This is a genomic window from Guptibacillus sedimenti, from assembly GCF_028610665.1.
GTDB lineage: Bacteria > Bacillota > Bacilli > Bacillales > Guptibacillaceae > Guptibacillus > Guptibacillus sedimenti.
The window spans coordinates 1,519,615-1,536,497 of record NZ_JAQQWV010000001.1; the positions used below are offsets into that span (position 1 = coordinate 1,519,615).

General features: G+C 39.9%; 14 protein-coding genes. 13 read left to right on the top strand and 1 reads right to left on the bottom strand.

Going from position 1 to position 16,883, the window contains the following annotated elements:
- Window positions 1-224: 224 nt before the first annotated feature.
- From PQ578_RS07535 to spo0A, 7 genes are all read left to right on the top strand, one after another.
- On the top strand, window positions 225-833 hold the full coding sequence (locus tag PQ578_RS07535) for a CNNM metal transporter family protein (RefSeq protein ID WP_098444162.1): 609 nt from the start codon (window positions 225-227) through the stop codon (window positions 831-833).
- A gap of 18 nt (window positions 834-851) precedes the next feature.
- Window positions 852-2,744: a 1-deoxy-D-xylulose-5-phosphate synthase gene (gene dxs / locus PQ578_RS07540; RefSeq protein ID WP_224881115.1), complete on the top strand. Its 1,893-nt coding sequence runs from the start codon at window positions 852-854 to the stop codon at window positions 2,742-2,744.
- Window positions 2,745-2,750: 6 nt separating this feature from the next.
- Window positions 2,751-3,557: a TlyA family RNA methyltransferase gene (locus tag PQ578_RS07545; RefSeq protein ID WP_273832950.1), complete on the top strand. Its 807-nt coding sequence runs from the start codon at window positions 2,751-2,753 to the stop codon at window positions 3,555-3,557.
- Window positions 3,558-3,724: 167 nt separating this feature from the next.
- Window positions 3,725-4,174, top strand: coding sequence for a transcriptional regulator AhrC/ArgR (gene ahrC, locus PQ578_RS07550; RefSeq protein WP_098444159.1), 450 nt, complete (start codon window positions 3,725-3,727; stop codon window positions 4,172-4,174).
- A gap of 33 nt (window positions 4,175-4,207) precedes the next feature.
- Window positions 4,208-5,905, top strand: a complete 1,698-nt coding sequence (gene recN / locus PQ578_RS07555; RefSeq protein WP_273832955.1) for a DNA repair protein RecN — start codon at window positions 4,208-4,210, stop codon at window positions 5,903-5,905.
- A 124-nt stretch (window positions 5,906-6,029) separates the two neighbouring features.
- The gene (spoIVB, locus tag PQ578_RS07560) at window positions 6,030-7,325 is read left to right on the top strand and encodes a SpoIVB peptidase (RefSeq protein WP_273832957.1); all 1,296 of its coding nucleotides are present in this window, start codon (window positions 6,030-6,032) and stop codon (window positions 7,323-7,325) included.
- 244 nt (window positions 7,326-7,569) lie between these two features.
- Complete coding sequence (gene spo0A, locus PQ578_RS07565) at window positions 7,570-8,370, top strand: sporulation transcription factor Spo0A (protein ID WP_165996585.1); 801 nt, start codon at window positions 7,570-7,572, stop codon at window positions 8,368-8,370.
- A 225-nt stretch (window positions 8,371-8,595) separates the two neighbouring features.
- Here spo0A and PQ578_RS07570 read toward each other — a convergent pair whose 3' ends face one another.
- The gene (locus PQ578_RS07570; RefSeq protein ID WP_273832964.1) at window positions 8,596-8,835 is read right to left on the bottom strand and encodes a DUF2627 domain-containing protein; all 240 of its coding nucleotides are present in this window, start codon (window positions 8,833-8,835) and stop codon (window positions 8,596-8,598) included.
- A 175-nt stretch (window positions 8,836-9,010) separates the two neighbouring features.
- Here PQ578_RS07570 and PQ578_RS07575 point away from each other — a divergent pair, with 175 nt between their 5' ends.
- The 6 genes from PQ578_RS07575 to PQ578_RS07600 all read left to right on the top strand — a co-directional run bounded on the left by PQ578_RS07575 (window position 9,011) and on the right by PQ578_RS07600 (window position 16,875).
- The gene (locus tag PQ578_RS07575) at window positions 9,011-11,086 is read left to right on the top strand and encodes a sigma-54 interaction domain-containing protein (protein ID WP_273832965.1); all 2,076 of its coding nucleotides are present in this window, start codon (window positions 9,011-9,013) and stop codon (window positions 11,084-11,086) included.
- A gap of 116 nt (window positions 11,087-11,202) precedes the next feature.
- On the top strand, window positions 11,203-12,099 hold the full coding sequence (yqiS, locus tag PQ578_RS07580; protein ID WP_273832966.1) for a phosphate butyryltransferase: 897 nt from the start codon (window positions 11,203-11,205) through the stop codon (window positions 12,097-12,099).
- 31 nt (window positions 12,100-12,130) lie between these two features.
- The gene (gene bcd, locus PQ578_RS07585) at window positions 12,131-13,228 is read left to right on the top strand and encodes a branched-chain amino acid dehydrogenase (RefSeq protein WP_273832968.1); all 1,098 of its coding nucleotides are present in this window, start codon (window positions 12,131-12,133) and stop codon (window positions 13,226-13,228) included.
- 14 nt (window positions 13,229-13,242) lie between these two features.
- Entirely contained in the window at window positions 13,243-14,346 is a 1,104-nt protein-coding gene (gene buk, locus PQ578_RS07590; RefSeq protein WP_273832970.1) for a butyrate kinase, read from the top strand.
- Between the two features lie 84 nt (window positions 14,347-14,430).
- Entirely contained in the window at window positions 14,431-15,852 is a 1,422-nt protein-coding gene (lpdA, locus tag PQ578_RS07595; RefSeq protein WP_273832972.1) for a dihydrolipoyl dehydrogenase, read from the top strand.
- A gap of 30 nt (window positions 15,853-15,882) precedes the next feature.
- Complete coding sequence (locus PQ578_RS07600; RefSeq protein ID WP_098444149.1) at window positions 15,883-16,875, top strand: thiamine pyrophosphate-dependent dehydrogenase E1 component subunit alpha; 993 nt, start codon at window positions 15,883-15,885, stop codon at window positions 16,873-16,875.
- Window positions 16,876-16,883: the final 8 nt, after the last annotated feature.

The window sequence follows — 16,883 nt, forward strand, 5'->3', positions numbered from 1 at the left end:
TTGATGTAAAGGGAAACCGCCTGAACGGCGACGTTGAGGTATCAATCTGGGAAAACCTACTGGACCTAAGCCGCAGTCTTTACTCTTTAAGTGACCACTCTGCGATACATAATACAGCAGGGGTATTCAACTGACAGGGAACAGGGGGAAACGAACTGACCCCTTGATGTCCTGTTAGTTGGATACCTATTTTTATGTGATTATATAATGGACAAGGAGTAGATATGAAAGCTTCCGTATCAAAATCCATAAACTGGAGTTTAGCTATTGCCGTTATCACACTTGTGTTAGCGGCTATTTTTTCAATTATATCAACAGCGGTATTAAGTGGAGTTTCATGGGCAATTGGTATGATTGTCGTTCTATTAATCGTTCTAATTGGGATATTCTTTGATACAATTGGTGTAGCTTCTACTGCCGCAAACGAAGTGCCATTTCATGCGATGGCCGCAGAACGTCTTACTGGTGCGAAACATGCGATCTTTGTGACACGTAACGCAGATCGTGTTGCAAGCTTCTGTAATGATGTAATTGGTGATATATCGGGTATTATAAGCGGTACAGCCTCTGCAACCGTTGTCGTCCAATTAACACTTCAGCTTGGACATAGCGATGGATCTTTGTTTCAATATATAATATCAGTAGTATTTACAAGCGTCATTGCTGCGTTAACGGTTGGAGGAAAAGCGCTCGGAAAAACGTTTGCCATCCACTTTTCTACAGGTATCATCTTTCAAGTAGGTAGATTTTTATACTATGTAGAAAAAACATTTAAGATCAAGATGGTGGACAAACAATCCAAAAAGAAAAAGGGAAACCGTAAATCGAAATAAGAAGGGGAGGACATTCCCATGGATTTAGAAAAGATTGAAAATCCTAAGTTTCTAAAGAATTATGATATGAACGATATGACCGAGCTTGCTGAAGAGATTAGAAGCTTTTTAATTAACAAACTATCCGAAACTGGTGGACATCTTGGACCTAATCTTGGCGTAGTAGAACTTACAATCGTGCTTCATAAAATTTATGATAGTCCAAAAGATAAATTTATTTGGGATGTTGGTCATCAGGCTTATGTCCATAAAATCCTCACTGGACGAGCTTCGAGATTTGATACGCTACGTAAATATAAAGGTCTTTGTGGTTTTCCAAAACGAAATGAAAGTGAGCATGACGTCTGGGAAACTGGGCACAGCTCTACCTCATTATCAGCAGCAATGGGGATGGCGGCTGCTCGAGATATGAAAGGCTCTGACGAAAGTGTAGTTGCGATTATTGGAGATGGGGCTCTTACAGGTGGGATGGCGCTTGAAGCTCTTAATCATATCGGACACGAACAAAAAGATATGCTCGTCATCTTAAATGATAATGAAATGTCCATTGCTCCAAATGTAGGTGCTCTTCATAACATTTTAGGAAAGCTCCGCACAGCTGGCAAATATCATAAAGCGAAAGATGAACTTGAGTATTTACTTAAAAAAATCCCTGCGTTTGGCGGAGCGCTAGCTTCAACGGCTGAGCGCGTGAAAGATGCTTTGAAATATTTGTTGGTTTCAGGAATTTTCTTTGAGGAGCTTGGCTTTACTTACCTTGGACCAGTAGATGGTCATGACGTTGAAGCGTTAATGGAAAACATTAAATATGCTAAGAAGACAAAAGGACCGGTCCTTATTCACGTACTTACGAAAAAAGGAAAAGGCTATCAACCTGCAGAAAGCGATCAAATTGGCGTTTGGCACGGTGTGAGTCCTTATAAGATTGAAGCAGGTGAACAAATTAAACCGAAGGTCGCAGCGCCTGGATATAGTAAGGTAGTTAGTGAAACAGTGCGAAAGCTTGCAGAGAAGGACGATCGCATCTCAGTCATTACGCCAGCAATGACAGTAGGCTCTAAGTGGGAAGCATTTGAAAAACAATTCCCAGAAAGGCTTTTTGACGTTGGTATAGCTGAGCAGCATGCTACTACAATGGCTGCAGGACTTGCAACTCAGGAATTAAAACCGGTTTTATCGATTTATTCTACGTTTCTTCAAAGAGCTTATGATCAGCTTGTTCATGACGTTTGCAGACAAAACTTGAATGTTTTCCTAGCGATTGATCGTTCTGGACTTGTAGGAGCAGATGGTGAAACGCACCAAGGTGTTTTCGATATCTCATTCCTTAGACACTTACCTAATATGGTTCTTATGATGGCGAAAGACGAGAATGAATTGCAGCATATGGTTTATACTAGTTTGAAGTACAATCAGGGACCAATTGCTGTACGCTATCCTAGAGGGAACGGGATTGGTACAAAGATGGATCAAGAATTAAAGGAAATTCAAATTGGTAGTTGGGAAGTTATTCGTGAAGGTACGGATATTGCTCTCTTGTCATTTGGCCCTACGTTACAAGATCTGTTGAGTGCTGCGGATAAATTAGAAAAAGAAGGTATTTCAGCTCGTGTGATTAACGCTCGCTTCATAAAACCTTTAGATGAGAAAATGATCGCAGATCTCATGCAAGAAGGGTTACCGATGCTTACAGTTGAGGAAGCTATACTCCAAGGTGGATTTGGTAGCGCCATTCTAGAATATGTTAATGACAGTGGCTATCAGCATGGTGGTATTCAACGAATGGGAATCCCCGATGCTTATATCGAGCATGGCAGTGTAAGTGAGTTATTAAAAGAAATTGGATTAACTTCAGATGATATTGCTGAGAAAGCAAAGAAAATGATTCCAGCAAAACAAAAGAGGGCATAAAAAAGCATGGCAAAAAAAGAAAGACTAGATGTACTCCTTGTAAACCGAGGTTTAATTGATACGAGAGAAAAAGCAAAAAGAGCAATTATGGCAGGTCTTGTCTTTTCAGAGACGGAAAGGATGGACAAACCTGGCATGAAAGTGCCAGAAGATATTCTTCTTCAAATTAAAGGAGATACGCTACGTTATGTTGGACGTGGGGGTTTAAAGTTAGAGAAGGCCATTGACGTCTTCTCTCTCGATCCCGAAAACAAAGTGGTTTTAGATATTGGTTCTTCTACTGGTGGTTTTACAGACTGTGCACTTCAAAATGGCGCTTCCCTCGTTTATGCACTTGATGTAGGTTACAATCAATTAGCCTGGAAACTGCGAGTAGACGATCGTGTGGTTGTAAAAGAAAGAACGAATTTTCGATATGCTGTCAGAGAGGATTTTGAACAAGGACTCCCTGATCTTGCCACAATAGATGTCTCATTCATCTCTTTAAAATTAATCCTACCTGTATTAAAAGGGATTTTGAAAGAGAAAGGTGAAGTTATCGCCCTCGTCAAACCGCAATTTGAAGCAGGCCGTGGCGAAATAGGCAAAAAAGGAATTGTACGTGATAAAAAAATTCATCATCGTGTACTGAAAGACATGATGGATTTTGCTGAACTAGAAGGATATCAAGTAAACGGTATATCATTTTCACCAATAACTGGTGGCGAAGGAAATATCGAATTTCTATTATATCTTGGCTGGAAACAGGAGAGCAAAGTCGAAAATGTTCCTTCTGCAGAAGAAGTTGTTGAAGAAGCACATCAGAAATTATAAAGGATACACGATGTGTGTCCTTTTTCTCGTTTAACATTCTATCACGTTTACTGAATTCGGAACGTTGGACTTTTCTTTTAGTAAGTGAATATTTATGAGGGTCTATACAAAAAAGGTTTGGGACTATATAATAAGGCTGTCAGATTTTACTTGCCGGAGGTTATACAATGAATAAGGGACAACGCCATATCAAGATACGGGAAATGATTGCCAATCAAGATGTTGAGACACAGGATGAGCTCGTCTATTGTCTTAAAAGTGCAGGATTCAACGTTACGCAAGCAACTGTTTCAAGAGATATTAAAGAGCTTCATCTTGTTAAAGTTCCAACAATCGACGGCAGATATAAATACAGTTTGCCAGCAGATCAGCGCTTTAACCCGCTGCAAAAATTAAAAAGAACTTTAACAGACGCGTTTATTAGTATTGATCATGCGGATCATCTTATTGTAATGAAAACGCTTCCTGGTAACGCTAATGCTATCGGTGCTCTAATCGATAATCTAGACTGGGAAGAAATTATGGGGAATATAAGCGGAGATGATACGATTCTAATTATATGTAAGAGCGCCGATGCGGCCCCGATGTTATCACAACGGTTTATTGATATGCTGTAGAATATGAATGAGGATCTTTAAAGGTGGGAGAATATGTTAGCGGAACTATCCATTCGTAATTTTGCGATCATAGAAGCGATTACCGTTTCATTTGAGCGTGGGTTAACCGTTCTTACTGGAGAAACAGGTGCTGGTAAATCCATCATTATTGATGCCATAGGGCTATTAGTTGGTGGGAGAGGATCAGCTGAATTCGTCCGTTATGGAACGAAAAAAGCAGAAATTGAAGGGTTATTTCATATTGATACAAACCATCCAACGGTGCAAAAACTTGAAGATGTCGGAATCGAGTTTACAGATGACATGGTGGTACTGCGCCGTGATATTTCACATACAGGTAAAAGCATCTGCCGAGTAAATGGAAAATTAGTGACGCTTGGAATTTTGCGAGAGATTGGTCAAACGCTTATTGACATTCACGGTCAGCATGAACATCAGGATTTAATGCAATCTGATAAGCATCTTACTTTGCTCGATCAGTTTGGGGAACGGTCAATTGGTCCGGCTCTTTTTGAATACAGGGAAATTTTTCAAAGATACAAAAAAATCCAGCAGCAAATGAAAAATTTAACTGAGAATGAACAGCAGATGGCTCATAGGCTGGATTTAATTCAATATCAACTTGAAGAAATCACGAAAGCTGAGCTTTCTCCTAATGAAGATGATCAGTTAATGGACGAAAAATTACGATTGGGTAATTTTGAGAAACTATATACTGCTCTTCAGGATGTTTATGATTCCCTACATGGAGATAATAAAGGACTAGACTGGGTAGGGCTTGCGATGTCACAACTAGAGTCAGTTGCGGACCTTGATGAAGAACTACAGGGATACCATGAAGAAGTAGCCAATCAATTTTATCTACTTGAAGAAACGGCAGGTAAATTAAATACATATCGTGATCAACTTGAATTTGATCCCGCACGATTGGATTTTGTAGAAGAACGACTAAACGAAATCCAATTATTAAAGCGAAAGTATGGAGAATCGGTAGAAGACATATTGGAATATGCAGCTTCGATAGAAGATGAAGTAGATGAATTATTAAACAGAGAAGATCGCGTAGACGAGCTACAGGCTGACTTAAAAGGGATTAAGGCTGATTTAACTGTAGAGGCTAATAATTTGACCGGTCTGCGAAAAAAAGTTGCTAGTGAGCTTGTTGGATCAATTCACCATGAGCTTAGAGATCTTTATATGGAAAAAACAGAATTTGCAATTCATTTTAATGACCGTGATGAAAGTAAGAAAGAATTTTTCCATCGATCCGGACAAGATGATATTGATTTTATGATCTCTACCAATCCAGGCGAGCCGCTTAAGGAACTTTCTAAAACGGCTTCTGGTGGTGAGTTATCTCGTATCATGTTAGCGTTGAAGTCCATCTTCTCAAAACATCAAGGTATTACATCAATTATATTTGACGAAGTAGATACTGGTGTAAGTGGAAGGGTTGCTCAAGCGATGGCTGAGAAGATACAGCGTCTTTCCGCCGGGTCCCAAGTACTTGTTATTACTCACCTTCCTCAAGTTGCAGCAATGGCTGATCATCACCTTTATATTTCAAAAGAAGAAACGGGTGAAGGTCGAACAAAGACAAGTGTTGGAAATTTAAGTACAGATGAACAAATAGAAGAACTTGGAAGAATGATTTCTGGCGCCGAAATGACAGAGCTTACAAAGAAACATGCAAAAGAATTGTTATATCAAGCAAACCAAATTAAATCATGATATGTAATGCTATCCAACTGAGGGTAGCATTTTCATTTTTAGAGGTTATAATAACGGCCACTCAAGGCAAAATTATAGATACAGCCATGTTGGAGGTGTGAGCAAGAGCGAGGAGAGTGAAGGATTGAAGATAGAGATGTTTCGAAAGCTGTTAGGAGTAGTTCTCCTTGGAGGTTTAATCGTACTTGGTTTTTCAAAACCAATACAGTTATTTTTATCAATTCCAGATGAGATTATCATGTTTGAAGGAGATCAAACAACAATATCCTCTGTTACTACTGCCGTTGCAACGCTTGGAAGCTCTGAAGTGGCAAGTCTTGACCCATCGGGGAAAGAAATTGCGGTTAACGGCGCCAAAAGCGGTTCTGATATTCTGGATTTAACTGTTGGAAATATTCCAATTAAAAAAGTTAATGTGAAAGTTCTTCCTGATTTTAAAGTTATACCTGGTGGGCAATCAATTGGTGTAAAATTAAACACTCGTGGTGTACTCGTTGTTGGTCACCATTTAATTCATACGAATCAAGGAGATCGGTCACCAGGAGAAATTGCTGACATTCAAGTAGGCGATATTATCACTAAGATAAATGGTCAAGCCGTTCAAAAAATGAGCGACATTGGCTCAATTGTAAAAAAAGCAGCAAATAATGGCCAAGCATTAGAAGTGACGATTGTAAGAGAAAACGAAGAACTTAGTAAGAAGTTGGTTCCTGTTAAGGATAAACAAAATGAAGCATACAGGATTGGGTTATATATACGTGACTCTGCAGCAGGAGTTGGCACGTTAACGTTTTATCATCCAGATACGAAAAAATATGGTGCTCTAGGACATGTTATTTCTGATATGGATACGAAGAAGCCGATTGTTGTTAATCGGGGAGAGATTTATCCCTCTTCTGTAACATCAATTGAAAAAGGTAGCAACGGTCACCCTGGTGAAAAGCTAGCAAGATTTTCTAAAACGGATCAAAAGCTTGGTACAATTACGCGGAACAGTCCTTTCGGTATTTTCGGAGAAATGAACCAGGAAGTAAAAAAAGGCCTGTATGATAAGCCGATGCCGATTGCGCTATCTCATCAAGTGAAGGAAGGTCCCGCTAAAATTTTAACAGTGGTAAAAGGTAGTGAGGTAAAAGAATATGATGTAGAAGTTATCAGTTCAATTCCTCAGAAGTTCCCTGCTACAAAAGGAATGGTTATTAAAGTAACTGATCCTCAGTTGTTAAATGAAACGGGCGGGATTGTACAAGGGATGAGTGGAAGCCCCATTATTCAAGATGGAAAAGTAATTGGAGCGGTTACTCATGTGTTTGTTAATGATTCCACTTCAGGCTATGGCGTTCATATTGAATGGATGTTAGAAGAAGCTGGTATTAATATTTATGAAGAAAGTCGTAATGAAAAGCGAACAGCGAGCTAAAAAAGCTCAATGTTCGCTTTCTTTCATTTTCAAACCATGGTATACTTTGGGTGAAGAAAATTCGACAAAATTGAAAGATTATTCAGAAAATGTAGTTATGTGTAGTAAATTGAAGTATGCTAGAGAATGATGAAGAATAAATATTGTTTTTAAATGTTTTTAGAAATTTTAGAGGGAATTTACAACTTCCGTTGAATTTCTATACTACTACGGTAACCAAACTTGTGGAAGGAGAGACGGAGCCGTGCAAAAAATAAAAGTATGTCTAGCTGATGATAATCGTGAATTGGTGAATTTAATTGAGGAATATATGTCACGACAAGAGGATATGGAGGTAGTCGGAACCGCTTCCAATGGACAGGAATGCTTAGAAGTTCTTGAAGATCAAGAACCTGATGTACTTGTACTTGATATTATTATGCCGCATTTAGATGGCCTGGCTGTTCTCGAACGTTTAAGAGAAATGAATTATACTTGTAGCGTTATTATGCTCACTGCCTTCGGGCAGGAAGACGTAACGAAAAAAGCAGTAGATTTAGGAGCATCCTACTTTATTTTAAAACCGTTTGATATGGATAATTTAGCAAGTCATGTAAGACAAGTGAGTGGTAAGAAAACAACATTTACAACAAGTAATGGATCGTATAAGCGTCCTCAGCGTGAAAGTCGCCCTAGAAACCTTGATGCGAGCATCACGAGTATTATTCATGAAATCGGGGTACCGGCACATATTAAAGGTTACATGTACTTAAGAGAAGCGATTACGATGGTTTATAATGATATTGAACTATTAGGTTCAATCACGAAGGTCCTATATCCTGATATTGCGAAAAAATTCAATACAACTTCATCCAGAGTTGAACGTGCGATTCGTCATGCGATTGAGGTTGCCTGGAGTAGAGGTAATGTAGAGTCTATTTCAAACTTGTTTGGCTATACTGTGAGTATGTCTAAAGCTAAACCAACAAATTCTGAGTTCATTGCAATGGTTGCTGATAAGCTTCGGATTGAGCACAACATGGATAATTATTCTCATACCAGGTAATTCGTAGTCAAACATAAATCAAGTTATCTCTATTTGAGAGTTGATGAAAGCTTAACAAAACGTTTCAAATTAAATATGGAAAAACAAAGCCCCTTCTTTTGTGAAGTGGGCTTTGTTTTTATGTCTGGGAGATGCCGCGTTCGTAAACGTGCGGTAGAGGTTACTGAAGGGAAAGTTAATTGCAATGTGAACCTGTACTTTTACGAAAGATCTTTCAATGAAAGATTACTGTTTTTTAGAAGAGAATCTTGGCTGTACTTTATTTCGCTTGCGATCACGGTAGAAAATAAATCCACCAACGAAAGCAATGCCAGCGATAAGGAAAATGAGTCCGAGAATAAATTGAACAACAAGAGAAGTGAACGGTGGGTTTACTACACCGAAAAGAACATCTCTCATTAATTTGATACCGATAACGCCGGTGATTCCTGGAATTAATACGACAAGCAAAGCAACTAACCTCATTACTGGTGCACCCTTTCTACACATCACTAGTGCTATTGTAACGAAGTAGGAATGAAGTGTCCATCAGTGTTTGCAACTTACAAAAAACGATAAAAACAACCGTGCATAATTTGTCAAAATTTAAAAAGAGATGTATGATTAGTATGAAATATATTGCATGTATAGGGTGCAGGTGATGAAAAAGTTGCGAACATGTATGATTGTAGGTGCTGGAAGAGGCGGATTGGCGCTTTTGCAGATTTTGCAGGAAACTAAAATGATGAAAGTTATTGCGATGGTGGATTGTGACCAAGGCGCACCTGGTATTCTTAAAGCTCGTAATAGTGGGATAGCTGTATTTGAAGATTGGAAAGTAGCATTAAATCAATTTGAAATCGATGTCATTGTAGAAGCTACCGGGGATGAAGCGGTTTTTGAAGAAATAAGAGACAGGCGAGAAAAACATACTGTCCTGATTCCAGGATCGGTCGCTAATATTGTTTTAAAACTTATTGAAGAAAAAGAAATATTAATTGATACGTTACGACATCAATCCAAACAACAAGAAATTATTTTAGATTCAACACATGATGGTATGATTGCTGTGAATGTGCATGAGGAAGTGACCTTATTTAATCGAAGTGCTGAGAAAATAACTGGAATTAGCAAAGAGCTCGCGGATGGAAAAATAATTGGGTCTCTTATGGCTTCAAGTAGACTTCCACGCGTTCTTTCATCTGGAAAAGCGGAAATTAATAAAGAACAGTTACTTCCTAATGGTAAGAAAATTATTACCACGAGAATTCCGATGTTTAATGATGAAGGAAAACGCATAGGCGCTCTGGCTGTTTTTAAAGATATGACTGCAATTGAACAGATGGCGCAAGAGGTAACAAATTTAAAAAGTGTTCAATCAATGCTGGAAGCGATTATACAGTCTTCTGACGAGGCAATTTCAGTAGTGGATGAAACTGGGAAAGGGCTTATGATCAACCCTGCCTACACAAGATTAACTGGTCTTCAACGGGAAGAAGTAATTGGAAAGCCGGCGAATACGGATATTTCTGAAGGTGAAAGCATGCACATGCGTGTACTCAGAACGAGAAAACCAGTGCGTGGCGTGCAAATGAAAGTCGGTCCCGCAAAAAGAGAAGTTGTTGTTAATGTTTCACCAGTTATAGTGGATGGTCTCTTAAAAGGAAGTGTCGGTGTGATTCATGACATTTCAGAACTACACTCTTTGAACAATCAACTTCAACGAGCGAGACAAATAATCAGAACACTTGAAGCAAAGTATTCCTTTGAAGACATTATCGGGGAGTCAGAGGAAATGACTTTCTCTGTACAACAAGCGAAACTCGCAGCCTCTACGCCAGCAACGGTTCTTCTTCGTGGTGAATCGGGAACTGGTAAGGAACTATTTGCCCATGCCATACATAATGCAAGTGATCGTAAATACAACAAATTTGTCAGAGTGAACTGTGCTGCTATTTCTGAATCCTTATTTGAAAGCGAACTTTTTGGTTATGAAGATGGCGCATTTTCAGGTGCTAGGCAGGGTGGTAAACGAGGGCTTTTTGAGGAGGCGAATGGCGGGAGTATATTCCTTGATGAAATAGGGGAGGTATCTCTAGGGACTCAGGCAAAGCTTCTTCGCGTTCTTCAGGAGCGAGAAATAGTTCGAGTAGGCGGAGCGAAGCCAATTTCAATTAATGTAAGAATAATTGCAGCAACAAATGCGAAACTGGAAAAAAGAATAATCGATGGTTCATTTAGGGAAGATTTATACTATCGATTAAATCGACTACCGATTCAAATAGCTCCTTTGAGACAAAGGAAAGAAGATATTACCGCCCTTGCTAAACATTTGCTTACTAAAATTAATCAAGATTATGGGAGAAATGTTAAAGGGATAACGGACGGGGCTGTTGACTATTTAAAATCTTATGATTGGCCAGGTAATGTTAGGGAGTTTGAGAATGTTTTGGGAAGAATTGTGATTCATATGGATGTCTCTGAAACGATGATTGATTCGCACCATCTCCCATCATTGTTAAGTGAGCAAAAAGACGCTGATGTGCTGTTCGTCGAACGAACACCTGACAAAATGTTGTCTCAGCTAGTCGATGAATTTGAAAAAAAGACAATTCGTCAAACTCTTGCCCATTATGAGGGAAATAAAACTGCGACGGCAAAGGCATTAGGTGTGTCACTTCGTAATCTATACTACAAGATGGAAAAACACGGTATTGAAAAGTCTGGCATGCAATAAATTGCGTGGTGTGCAGGATGTTGCGTGGTCCATCAGCTCAAAACCCTGTTACGACAATAATGTAGAATTGGCACGGAACTTGCATAATAGTATGATGGCGTAGAGGGAGGACATCAATGAATTTAGATCAACTTGTAATGGAAGTATCCAAACAACCTAACAAAACGATTGCACTTGCTGCTGCTGCAGATAAAGAAGTGATTGAAGCGGTTCATAAAGCTATTCAGAAACAACTGGCTTCATTCATTCTTTACGGTGATAAGCAAGATATCAAGCGAATGTTAACTGATGAAGGTTTAATTGAATCATCATCTCTTCAAATTGTGCATGTGGAGTCAGATCAAGAGGCTTCGAGAATGGCTGTTCAAGCCGTTCGAAATGGAGATGCCGATGTTTTAATGAAAGGAATGGTCTCCACTTCAGTCATTTTAAAAGAAGTTTTAAATAAAGAATATGGCTTGCGAAAAGGAAAGGTTCTTTCGCACGTAGCCGCATTTGATGTTCGAGGATATGAACGACTGATTTTTGTAACAGACTCTGGTATGAATATTGAGCCGGATTTAACGCAAAAGGTCGAAATTGTTAATAACGCGGTATCGATTGCGAGAAGTATTGGCATTGAGCGCCCCAAAGTTGTGCCGTTAGCCGCAGTAGAAGTTGTTAATCCAGCTATGCAAGCGACGCTTGATGCATCGGCGCTAACTCAGATGAATAGAAGAGACCAGATTTCTGAATGCGTGATTGATGGACCACTCGCATTGGATAACGCTATTTCAATAGAAGCAGCAGAGCATAAGGGGATACAAAGTGAAGTAGCTGGGAAAGCAGATATCCTTCTTGTTCCTTCAATAGAAGTAGGGAATGCATTGTATAAATCACTTGTCTATTTTGCAAATGCAAAAGTTGGAGGAGTCATCGCTGGCGCTAAAGCGCCAATCGTTTTAACTTCTCGCGCAGATAGTTCAGAAAGCAAAGTTTATAGTATCGCGCTTGCAGTAAGTTCAGCTAAATAAAATTAGAGGATAACAGAGAGGGAGATTACTGATGGAACTTTTTACTTATATGGAGAAATACGATTATGAACAAGTGGTTATTTGTCAAGATAAAGCTTCAGGATTAAAAGCGATTATTGCGATTCATGATACAACCCTAGGACCGGCTCTCGGTGGAACAAGAATGTGGACATACGCTTCTGAAGAAGCTGCATTTGAGGATGCACTTCGTTTAGCCAAAGGAATGACGTACAAAAATGCTGCAGCAGGTTTAAATCTCGGTGGAGGAAAAACAGTTATCATCGGTGATCCTCGTAAAGACAAAAATGAAGCAATGTTCCGTGCATTTGGACGATATATTCAGGGATTAAACGGTCGTTACATTACTGCTGAAGACGTGGGTACTACTGTTCAAGATATGGATACTATTCATGAAGAAACAGAATATGTAACTGGTATTTCACCAGCGTTTGGTTCTTCTGGTAATCCTTCTCCTGTAACAGCTTATGGTGTTTATGTAGGAATGAAGGCGGCAGCAAAAGAAGCGTTTGGTACAGATTCTTTACAAGGCAAAACAGTAGCTGTTCAAGGTGTAGGAAATGTTGCCTATAATCTTTGCAAACACCTTCATGAAGAAGGAGCTTCTCTAGTTGTTACAGATATCAACAAAGAATCAGTTGATCGTGCAGTAGCTGACTTTGGTGCAAAAGCAGTAGATCCAGACGACATTTACGATGTAGACTGTGATATTTTTGCACCATGTGCACTTGGTGCAATTATCAATGACGATACAATTGGCAAAATTAAAGCAAAAGTTATTGCAGGAGCAGCAAACAACCAGCTTCGCGAAACAACACACGGTGATCAGATTCATGAGATGGGTATTGTTTATGCGCCAGACTATGTTATCAATGCTGGTGGTGTTATTAACGTTGCAGATGAGCTTTATGGATATAATCGCGATCGTGCAATGAAGCGCGTTGATGGCATTTATGACACTATTTCAAAAGTTATCGAAATTTCTAAACGCGATGGTATTCCTACTTATGCAGCGGCAGACCGTCTTGCTGAAGAAAGAATTGAGCAAATGAAGCAGTCTAGAAGTCAATTCTTAACGAACTCTCAGCATATTTTAGGTCATCGTAGATAAACGGAGGGTTTGGAGTGACAGATAAAGTATATAGACTTCTGGTAATCAACCCGGGATCAACTTCAACAAAAATAGGTGTATTTGATAATGAACGTGCTGTATTTGAGAAATCATTACGGCACGATACAGATGAAATCAATCAATTTAAAACAATCATCGATCAATATGAATTTAGGAAAAATACCATTCTTGAAGCGTTAGATGAAGAAGATATTAATATTTCGAGATTATCTGCGGTTGTAGGACGCGGTGGTTTATTACGTCCTATCGAGGGTGGAACTTACTCAGTTAATGAACGCATGCTTGAAGATCTTCGTAATGGTTATTCGGGTGAACATGCTTCGAATTTAGGTGGGATTATTGCTTTTGAAATTGCTGAACAGCTCAATATCCCATCTTTTATTGTTGATCCAGTTGTTGTTGATGAGCTTCAAGATGTGGCTCGCCTTTCTGGAGTGCCAGAAATCGAACGTAAAAGTATTTTTCATGCATTAAACCAAAAAGCAGTCGCTAGACGAGTAGCTTCTCAATTAAATAGCAAATACGAAGATCTTAACCTTATCGTGACTCACATGGGTGGCGGGATAACTGTTGGTGCACATCAAAAAGGAAAAGTTGTGGATGTAAATAATGGCTTACACGGTGAAGGTCCATTTTCACCAGAACGTGCGGGAACAGTTCCTGTTGGTGATTTAGTCGCCATGTGTTTTTCAGGAGAGTATTACGCTGATGAAATTATGAAGAAGCTTGTTGGACAAGCAGGTTACGTTGGGTACCTTGGCACTAACGATGCCGTTAAAGTGGAACAGCGAATTCAAGCTGGAGATGAGAAAGCAAAACTTATTTTTGATGCCATGGCGTATCAGGTAGCCAAAGAGATTGGAGCGGCTAGTGCTGTTCTTGCTGGAGAAGTGGATGCGATAGTTTTAACTGGTGGTCTAGCTTATGGAAAACAATTTGTCTCTCAAATAACAGAGCAAATCAAGTGGATTGCTGACGTTCTCGTTCATCCTGGTGAGAATGAGCTACAGGCGCTCGCAGAAGGTGGATTACGCGTGTTAAGAGAAGAGGAAATAGCGAAAATTTATCCTGTCTCTTCTGTGGAGTCAATGGTTTAGAGATTCTAACGCATTTTTATAAAATTCATGTGCAGTGACTCTTTTAAAAAAGGGGAATAAAACGTTTTATAAAGGAGAATTTGAATGGCTGAAGAATATGATCTCGTCATAATGGGTGGAGGTACTGGGGGCTATGTAGCTGCTATCCGTGCGTCCCAACTAGGTCTAAAAACGGCAATCGTTGAAAAGCGTGAACTTGGGGGTACTTGTTTGCATCGCGGCTGTATTCCAAGTAAAGCGTTACTTCGAAGTGCTGAAGTATATGCCACTGCTAAGCATGGAGAGAAATTTGGCGTGATGGCAAAGGAAATTGCGTTAGATTTTAAAAAGGTTCAAGAACGTAAGCAGGGAATTGTTGATCAGCTTCATAATGGCGTGAAGCACCTTATGAAACAAGGGAAAATAGATGTATTTGAAGGATTCGGTCGAATTCTTGGACCATCCATTTTCTCTCCAATGCCTGGTACGGTTTCAGTTGAAATGAATAACGGGGAAGAAAATGAAATGTTGATTCCTAAAAACGTTATTATTGCAACGGGCTCGAAGCCGCGTACGCTTCCTGGACTTGAGGTAGATGGCGAGTATGTTATGACCTCAGATGAAGCTCTTTGTATGGAAAGCCTCCCGTCCTCCATTATCATTGTCGGCGGTGGCGTTATTGGAATTGAGTGGGCGTCCATGCTTGTTGATTTTGGTGTAGAGGTGACTGTCCTTGAGTATGCTGATCGTATTGTGCCAACCGAAGATAAAGATATCTCCAAAGAAGCACACAAATTGATGAAGAAAAAGGGGATCAAGCTTTTCACTGGCGCAAAAGTGATGGGCGAGTCGTTAAAAAAGGATCAGGGTGTATCCATTCAAGCGGAACATGAAGGAGAAACGAAAACGTTCTCTGCAGATAAGATGCTCGTGTCAGTAGGACGTGAAGCAAACGTGAAAAACATCGGTCTTGAGAATACAACAATTGAAGTAGATAAAGGCGTTATTCAAACCAATGAATATTTCCAAACTAAAGAATCTCATATATACGCGATTGGTGATGTAATTGGTGGTATGCAGCTTGCTCACGTTGCTTCACATGAAGGAATTACTGCAGTAGAACACCTAGCTGATCAAGATCCTGACCCAATCAATTACACACAGGTTCCAAGCTGTATTTACAGCAGTCCAGAGATGGCAAGTGTAGGTTTAACGGAATCGCAAGCGAAAGAGCAAGGTCATAACGTTAAGGTTGGAAAGTTCCCTTTTAAAGCAATAGGAAAAGCACTTGTTTTCGGAGAATCTGATGGATTTGTGAAAATTGTAGCTGATGCGGACAATGAGGATCTTTTAGGAGTACATATGATCGGCCCTCATGTAACCGATATGATTTCTGAAGCGGGTCTAGCCAAAGTTCTTGATGCGGCCTCTTGGGAAGTAGCGCATACAATTCATCCTCACCCTACACTGTCTGAAGCAATCGGTGAAGCTGCACTTGCTGTGGATGGGAAAGCAATTCATTCTTAATAAAAGGTTTATTTAAGGAGGTAAAACATTATGGCTGAAAATCGTCATGAAGCATTAGGACTTTCAGATGAAAGAGTGCTTGAAATGTTTGAAACTATGTTAATGGCTCGTAAAATCGATGAGCGCATGTGGTTACTTAATCGAGCTGGTAAAATCCCTTTCGTTATTTCCTGTCAGGGACAAGAAGCGGCTCAGGTTGGATCTGCATTTGCAATGGATCCAGAGAAAGATTTTGTTGCGCCTTATTACCGTGATATGGGCGTAGTCCTTTCTTTCGGCATGACAGCAAAAGATCTGATGCTCTCAGGTTTCGCTAAAGCAGAAGATCCAAACTCAGCAGGTCGTCAAATGCCGGGTCACTTTGGACAGAAGAAGAACAACATCATCACTGGCTCTTCACCTGTAACAACTCAGGTGCCTCATGCAGTTGGTTTTGCTCTCGCGGGTCGCATGGAAGGGAAAGACCTAGTAACGTTCTGTTCATTTGGAGAAGGCTCATCCAATCAGGGAGATTTTCATGAGGCGGCTAACTTTGCTGGCGTCCATAAGTTACCAGTGCTCTTCGTTTGTGAAAACAACAAATACGCGATTTCAGTACCAGTTTCAAAGCAGTTAGCTTGTGAGAAAGTTTCTGATCGCGCGATTGGTTATGGAATGCCTGGTGTAACGGTTGATGGAAATGATCCGCTTGCTGTTTATGAAGCTGCGAAAGAAGCGGTAGAAAGAGGGCGCCGAGGCGATGGCCCAACATTGATTGAGACTGTATCTTATCGTTTAACACCTCACTCAAGTGATGACGATGATCGTGCTTATCGTACGCGTGAAGAAGTTGAAGAAGCGAAGAAAAAGGATGCTGTTATTACGTTTGCAGCTTATTTAAAAGAAGTAGGCGTTTTGACTGATGAAATTGAAAAAGAAATTCATGAGCGTGTTCAAAAAGAAGTAGATGAAGCAACAGAGTACGCAGAAAATGCAGACTATGCACCGGCTGAAGATGCAATGAAGTATGTATACGAAGAGTAAGGAGGAAC

What these genes read in the sequence shown, in the direction of transcription:
- PQ578_RS07535 (WP_098444162.1), top strand. Translation starts at nt 225, where the DNA reads ATGAAAGCTTCCGTATCAAAATCCATAAACTGGAGTTTAGCTATTGCC.
- dxs (WP_224881115.1), top strand. Translation starts at nt 852, where the DNA reads ATGGATTTAGAAAAGATTGAAAATCCTAAGTTTCTAAAGAATTATGAT.
- PQ578_RS07545 (WP_273832950.1), top strand. Translation starts at nt 2,751, where the DNA reads ATGGCAAAAAAAGAAAGACTAGATGTACTCCTTGTAAACCGAGGTTTA.
- ahrC (WP_098444159.1), top strand. Translation starts at nt 3,725, where the DNA reads ATGAATAAGGGACAACGCCATATCAAGATACGGGAAATGATTGCCAAT.
- recN (WP_273832955.1), top strand. Translation starts at nt 4,208, where the DNA reads ATGTTAGCGGAACTATCCATTCGTAATTTTGCGATCATAGAAGCGATT.
- PQ578_RS07570 (WP_273832964.1), bottom strand. Translation starts at nt 8,835, where the DNA reads ATGAGGTTAGTTGCTTTGCTTGTCGTATTAATTCCAGGAATCACCGGC.
- PQ578_RS07575 (WP_273832965.1), top strand. Translation starts at nt 9,011, where the DNA reads ATGAAAAAGTTGCGAACATGTATGATTGTAGGTGCTGGAAGAGGCGGA.
- yqiS (WP_273832966.1), top strand. Translation starts at nt 11,203, where the DNA reads ATGAATTTAGATCAACTTGTAATGGAAGTATCCAAACAACCTAACAAA.
- bcd (WP_273832968.1), top strand. Translation starts at nt 12,131, where the DNA reads ATGGAACTTTTTACTTATATGGAGAAATACGATTATGAACAAGTGGTT.
- lpdA (WP_273832972.1), top strand. Translation starts at nt 14,431, where the DNA reads ATGGCTGAAGAATATGATCTCGTCATAATGGGTGGAGGTACTGGGGGC.
- PQ578_RS07600 (WP_098444149.1), top strand. Translation starts at nt 15,883, where the DNA reads ATGGCTGAAAATCGTCATGAAGCATTAGGACTTTCAGATGAAAGAGTG.